A 5,883-nucleotide genomic window follows, 5' to 3' on the forward strand; every position below is an offset into this window, starting at 1 on the left:
AGCGCCCACCGTCTTCGGCACCGAAAGCCTCGACCCAAGCCGCGCGGTCGAGTGTGGGGAAGTCGGCCGGCTCGATGCCCACCACCAGACCTGCGTTGGCATTGCGCTCGGCGCGCGAATATTGGCTCATGCCGTTGGTGACGACCCGCCCCGGCTCGCTGGTGGCGGCGACCACCGTGCCGCCCGGGCACATGCAAAAGCTGTAGACGGTGCGCCCGTTTGCCGCGTGGTGGACCAGCTTGTAATCCGCCGCGCCCAAGAGCGGGTGGCCGGCATGGCGGCCCCAGCGCGCGCGGTCGATGAGGCTTTGCGGATGCTCGATGCGCACGCCGATGGAGAAGGGCTTGGGCTCGAGGAACACGCCGCGTCGGTGCAGCATCGCAAAGGTGTCGCGCGAGCTGTGGCCGAGGGCGAGCACCACATGGTCGGCATCGAGGCGCTGTGTTTGGCCGCTGCGCTGGTCGAGCACCTCGAGCCCGGTGACGCGCCGCACGCCCGCCTCGTCCGACAAGACCAGGTCGGTCACGCGTTGCTCGAAGCGCACCTCGCCACCGAGCGCGAGGATCTGTGCGCGCAGACTCTCGACCACCTTCACGAGCTTGAAGGTGCCGATGTGCGGATGCGCCTCATACAGAATTTCGGGTGGGGCGCCGGCGTCGACGAACTCCTGGAGCACCTTGCGGCCCAGATGGCGCGGGTCGCGGATCTGGCTGTAGAGCTTGCCGTCCGAGAACGTCCCCGCGCCGCCCTCGCCGAACTGCACGTTCGACTCCGGTGTGAGGATGCGCTTGCGCCACAGGCCCCAGGTGTCCTTGGTGCGCTGTCGCACCGGGCGGCCGCGCTCGAGCACGATCGGTCGAAACCCCATCTGCGCGAGCACCAAGGCCGCGAACATGCCGGCTGGCCCAAAGCCCACCACCACCGGCCGCCGCGCCAAGCCCGCGGGGGCGTGCACCGGCGGGTGCCAACGCATGTCGGGTGTGGGGCGGATGTGCGGGTCGCCCGCATGCTGCGCGAGCAGGTCGGCCTCGGACAGTCCCTCACGCAAGGCGACATCGACGATGTACACCGCGCGGATCTCGGCCTTGCGCGCATCGAAGCTGCGTTTGAACACTTCGAGCGTGGCAATGTCCCGCTCGGCCAAGCCCAGTCGCTCCGCGGCCAGTGCGCGCAGCGCCGCGATGGGGTGCGGTGCGGGGGCCCGGTCGGCCTCGGTCTCGGCGGGGGCGTCGGCCGCGCGGCGCACTTCGACCGGCAGCGCCGCCAGCGGCAGCTTGAGTTCGGAGAGTCGGATCATCTGTGTCAGCTTGTGTCGATCAAGCAGGGGGCTGGATCATATCCATCGTCCGCAAATCCGGCGCGACACCGGTCCATTCGGACTCACCGATAATCGCTCGTGTGAAGCCTGCCAGGCCGTCGCTGGTGCATGTCCCGAAAGGGCGCACTGGAGGAACGTCCGGACTGCACAGGGCAGCGTAGGAGGTAACACCTCTCCACCGAAAGCCGCAAGGTATAAGGTGAGGATCAGAGCAACAGAGACGAGCCGATTGAGTTCGGGTGAAACGGGCAATCTCTACGCGCAGCAACACCAAATAGGCACACGATGATGCGGCCCGCGGAGTGTGCGGGTAGGTGGCACCGAGCCGGGTGGGTGACCCCCGGCCCAGATGAATGACGGTCACGCCCCGGGTCACCGGGGTGCACAGAATCCGGCGTATCGGCGGGCTTCACACTTTTTTCCCGAGCAAAAAAATGCCCACGCGTCGGCGTGGGCTGCGGTGGCTCGCCTCAGCGTGGCGCCAGTGCGAGTCGACCGAGTTCAAACACGGAGTTGGGCACCGCTGGCGCAGCCGGTGCGCGGGTTTCTGGCCGGCGGTAAATGCCGCGCTTCATCCGGGGCTTTTCCTCGGCGACGGGTTCCCCGACAAGGGCGCGTTGCTCCTCGATGAGCTGCTCGAGCGAGATCGACTGCATGTAGGCGAGCATGCGTGCCTGCAGCTCGGACCAGAGCTGCGCCGTCATGGCCGAAACGCCGTCTTCGGCTCCAGCGCGGGGCGCCTCGTCGTCTTCGGTCGTCTCGACCGCCGTGATGATGTCGGCGACCGAGATGTCGCGGGCGGGCCGCGCCAGCGTGTAGCCGCCGCCCGGGCCGCGCGTGCTCTCGACCAGACCCGAGCGCCGCAGGCGGGCGAACATCTGCTCGAGATACGACATCGAAATGTGATGCCGAGCCGAAATGTCGTTGAGCGACACGGGCCCTGCCTTCTGGCGCAAGCCCACATCAATCATGGCGGTGACGGCGAAACGGCCTTTGGTGCTCAGACGCATGGCAACTCTCCTGGTTTTCCCCTTCAGATACGGAATGTGGGGATAAGTTCAGTGTAGGCAAGCCTATCCTTCGAGTAAATTCGAATTTCAAACTATTTCAATTCGAGTTTTTCGATGAATACGGGCGAGCCGGATGATCAACTTCAAGCATTTGCACTACTTCTGGGTCGCGGCGCGCTCGGGCGGCATCGTGCGCGCGGGTGAGGTGCTGGCCACGACGCCGCAGACGCTCTCGGGGCAGATCAAGCTGCTCGAGGCCGCGCTCAACTGCAAGTTGTTTCGCAAACAGGGCCGGCAATTGGTGCTGACCGACGAAGGGCGCACGGCGCTGCGCTATGCCGATGAAATCTTCGCGCTCGGCCGCGAGCTCGAGGAGGCGCTGCGGCGACCGCAACGCGAGGCGCCCCGGGTGCTGGAGTTTCGCGTCGGCGTCGCCGATTCCGTGGCCAAGGCGGTGGCCTACCGCCTGCTCGAGCCGGCGCTGGCGCTCACACAGCCGCTGCGGCTCATCGGCAGCGAAGGCCGGCTGGGTGATCTGCTGGCGCAGCTCGCGCTGCACCGGCTCGACCTGGTGATCGCCGACGAGCCGCTGTCGCGTCGGCTCAGCGTGCGGGCCTTCAACCATCCCTTGGGCCGCACCACGACCAGCTTTTTCGCCGCGCCAGCGCTGCAGGCGCGGCTGCACGGCGCCTTCCCGCGTTGTCTCGACGGGATGCCGATGCTGCTGCCGGGCGCGAGCTCGGCACTGCGCGGGCAGATCGACGGTTGGCTCGCGCGCGAGCGGCTCAGCCCCCAGATCATCGGTGAGTTCGACGACGGCGCGCTCATGACCGCCTTTGGCCGCGAAGGCCGCGGGGTGTTCGTCGCACCCAGCGTGCTCGAAGCCGAGGTGAAGGCCCAAACCGGCGCCGTGTGCATCGGGCGCAGCCACGAACTGGTCGAGGAGTTCTTTGCGATCTCGGTCGAACGTCGCATCACCCACCCGGCCGTGACCGCGATTACCGAAGTCGCGCGCACGGGCTTGTTCGAGGTGTGATCGGCGGAGAGGCTTCTCTGCTCGCGCGTCGGTGCGGGCGTGGCGGTCGGTACGTCGTTATTACGTCTCGTTCGAAGCGTATGAAAATTCAGTCGTTTCGAATATGAAGGCGATTTCGGACAATACCGGCATGGGCATCGGTTTTTCTCTGCGCCGCCGCACGGTTCTGGCCGGGTGGGCGCTCTCCGTCGTGATGTTGGGCCATGCGCCCGCGGCGTCGCTGCGCCCGGTGGGCGAGGCGGCGGCAGCGACGGGCTCCAACTTGGGCCCGCTGATCGAGGCGTCGGCTCTGCGCCCTTGGCTCGGCCGCGTGCGCATTCTCGACATCCGCGAGCCCGACGACGAGGCACCCGCTGACGCCGCGCGCTGGCTCGCCGGGGCGGTCTCGGCGCCGTATTCGCGCTGGCGTGGGCCGCTCGGGGAGGAGCGACCGCTGCCCGAACTCACCGCCTGGGTGCGCAGCTTGGGCCTCGACGCGCAAACGCCGGTGGTGATCGTTGGCGATGGCGAGGAGGCGTCGGATTTCGGGGCGGCCGCGCGTGTTTATTGGACGCTGCGCTGGCTGGGCCTGCGCCGCCTGGCCATACTCAACGGCGGCGCGTCGGCCTGGATCGACGCCGGCTTGCCCTTGGCCCGGCAGCCGGCGACGGTCACGCCCTCCACCTATACACCGCGGCTCGATGCATCGGTGCGGGCCAGCCTGGAAGAGGTGCGCGCGCGGCTCGGTGATCCGCAAACGCTGCTGCTCGATGCGCGCCCCGCGCCGTTTTACCGGGGTGCGCTCAAGGCTCCGGCCGCCCGCCGCCCGGGCACGCTGCCGGGCGCGCAGTCCTTCGACCATGCACAGTGGTTCCCCGACGGCAGCGCCCGTCTGCCCGATGCCGCCACGCTGGCGCGCATCGCCGCGCAAGGCCCCTGGCAGGCCCGCGCCGGAGCTGCGCCCACGCGCATGGTCAGTTTTTGCAACACCGGCCACTGGGCTGCGATCAACTGGTTCGTGCTCTCCGAGGTGTTGGGGCAAAGCGGCGTGCAGCTCTATCCGGGTTCGATGGTCGAGTGGTCGCGCGCGGGGCTGCCGATGGACCATGTGCCAGGCCGTGCCGAACAGCTCTGGGCGCAGCTGCGCACGCTCTGGAGGAGCACGCCATGAGCCCTGCATCGGCCCGTGTGGCTCAAACAGTCCAGCGTGGAGCCCTGGACGGGGCTAGCCCATGCTCGAACCCGCTGGCCTCGAGGAACGGGGTGGGCGTGCCGGGCGCGGCCGGGAACGCTCGACCGCAGCGGCCTTGGGGCCTGTTGGGGCTGGCGGTGGCGGCCTTTGGGGGCATCACCTGGCTCGTCGGTTGGCGGCAAGGATTTTTGTGGGCGATCGGAGTGGGCTACGGCGCTGCGCTGGCCGGGGCGGCGTTTGGCTTCACCACCGGCTGGCGGGTCTGGATCACCCGGCGCGATGCGAAAGGCTTGTGGGCGCAGTTTTTGGCCATTGCGGTGGCGATGGGCATGAGCGTCCCGCTGCTGGCGGCGCATCCCGAGTTGGGCGCAGCCAACGGCCCGCTGTCGGTGAGCCTGCTGGTCGGCGCGTTCGTCTTCGGCGCCGCGATGCAGGTCACCGACGGCTGCGGATCGGGCACGCTCTACAAGGCGGGCCTGGGGCATCCGGTCAGCATGGCGGTGCTGCCGGCTTTCATCGTTGGCAGCTTTTTCGGTGCCGCGCACCTGCCGGCGTGGCTGTCGCTGGGTGCTTTGCCGCCCGTGAACCTGGTGCAACGCTGGGGGGCACCCCTGACGCTGGCGGTGCAGTTGGGGGTGCTGGCCGCTCTGGCGCTGCTGCTTTGGGTCTTCAGTGCGCAGCGGCGGCAGGGTGCGTCGTTTGCATCGCGTTGGTCCGGGCGCGCGGTGTGGCTGGCCGCGCTGGCCTTGGGCGTGCTGGCTGCGGCCAACCTCGTGGTTGCCGGCCAGCCTTGGGGCATCGTCTATGGCCTTGGGCTCTGGGGCGCTAAGCTCGCGCAGGCGCTGGGCATGGATTTGTCCGGCAATGCGTTTTGGGGGCAGGCGGCCCAGCAAGCGCAACTGCAGGCCAGCGTGCTGACCGACAACACCAGCGTGACCGACCTCGGCCTGCTTTGGGGGGCTTGGCTCGCCGCACGCTGGCGGGGTCAGCCCACGCCCGTGGTGCGGCTCTCCCCTCAGGCTTGGACCGCGTCGGTGGCGGCGGGGCTGGTGCTGGGTTACAGCTCACGGCTTGCCTTTGGCTGCAATGTGGGCGCGTATTTTTCGGGCATAGCCACCGGCAGCGTCCACGGTTGGGTGTGGTTCGCCGTCGCCTTTGCGGGCAGCCTCGTCGGCGTGCGGCTGCGCCGTCGGCTGGGCTTGGGGGACTGAGAGGCTGAGAGGGAATTGGTCATGCCCGCTTTGACGTCCCAAAACACGCCAGAGGGCGTTGCAAATGCGCGCCGTAGCCCGAGCTACGGCTGTGCTTTGCGCCTACTCGGGCGCGTTTTGGGGCGCCCCTTCGGGCA

The 5,883-nt window shown here is 68.5% G+C and carries 5 protein-coding genes and 1 other RNA gene; 4 read left to right on the forward strand and 2 right to left on the reverse strand.

What is annotated here, in order from left to right; genetic code table 11:
- The coding region (locus JHC36_RS10065; RefSeq protein WP_287918692.1) for an NAD(P)/FAD-dependent oxidoreductase at positions 1-1,297 on the reverse strand (1,297 nt) is incomplete at its 3' end.
- A gap of 103 nt (positions 1,298-1,400) precedes the next feature.
- Here JHC36_RS10065 and rnpB point away from each other — a divergent pair.
- Positions 1,401-1,733, forward strand: an RNA gene (gene rnpB / locus JHC36_RS10070) — RNase P RNA component class A.
- 55 nt (positions 1,734-1,788) lie between these two features.
- On the opposite strand, the gene JHC36_RS10075 is transcribed toward rnpB, so the two are convergent.
- A complete protein-coding gene (locus JHC36_RS10075; protein ID WP_287918693.1) occupies positions 1,789-2,328 on the reverse strand; it encodes an Rrf2 family transcriptional regulator in 540 nt (179 codons plus the stop codon).
- 136 nt (positions 2,329-2,464) lie between these two features.
- Here JHC36_RS10075 and nhaR point away from each other — a divergent pair, with 136 nt between their 5' ends.
- From nhaR to JHC36_RS10090, 3 genes are all read left to right on the forward strand, one after another.
- Positions 2,465-3,364 (forward strand): transcriptional activator NhaR, encoded by a 900-nt coding sequence (nhaR, locus tag JHC36_RS10080; RefSeq protein WP_287918699.1) that lies wholly within the window; start codon positions 2,465-2,467, stop codon positions 3,362-3,364.
- A gap of 103 nt (positions 3,365-3,467) precedes the next feature.
- A complete protein-coding gene (locus JHC36_RS10085) occupies positions 3,468-4,514 on the forward strand; it encodes a sulfurtransferase (protein WP_287918695.1) in 1,047 nt (348 codons plus the stop codon).
- Positions 4,511-5,746, forward strand: a complete 1,236-nt coding sequence (locus JHC36_RS10090; protein ID WP_287918697.1) for a YeeE/YedE family protein — start codon at positions 4,511-4,513, stop codon at positions 5,744-5,746. The genes JHC36_RS10085 and JHC36_RS10090 overlap by 4 nt, the downstream gene beginning before the upstream one ends.
- Positions 5,747-5,883 lie beyond the last annotated feature (137 nt).

The sequence above is a fragment of the Tibeticola sp. genome (assembly GCF_022759015.1).
Classification (GTDB): domain Bacteria; phylum Pseudomonadota; class Gammaproteobacteria; order Burkholderiales; family Burkholderiaceae_C; genus Tibeticola; species Tibeticola sediminis.

What these genes read in the sequence shown, in the direction of transcription:
- JHC36_RS10075 (WP_287918693.1), bottom strand. Translation starts at nt 2,328, where the DNA reads ATGCGTCTGAGCACCAAAGGCCGTTTCGCCGTCACCGCCATGATTGAT.
- JHC36_RS10085 (WP_287918695.1), top strand. Translation starts at nt 3,468, where the DNA reads ATGAAGGCGATTTCGGACAATACCGGCATGGGCATCGGTTTTTCTCTG.
- JHC36_RS10090 (WP_287918697.1), top strand. Translation starts at nt 4,511, where the DNA reads ATGAGCCCTGCATCGGCCCGTGTGGCTCAAACAGTCCAGCGTGGAGCC.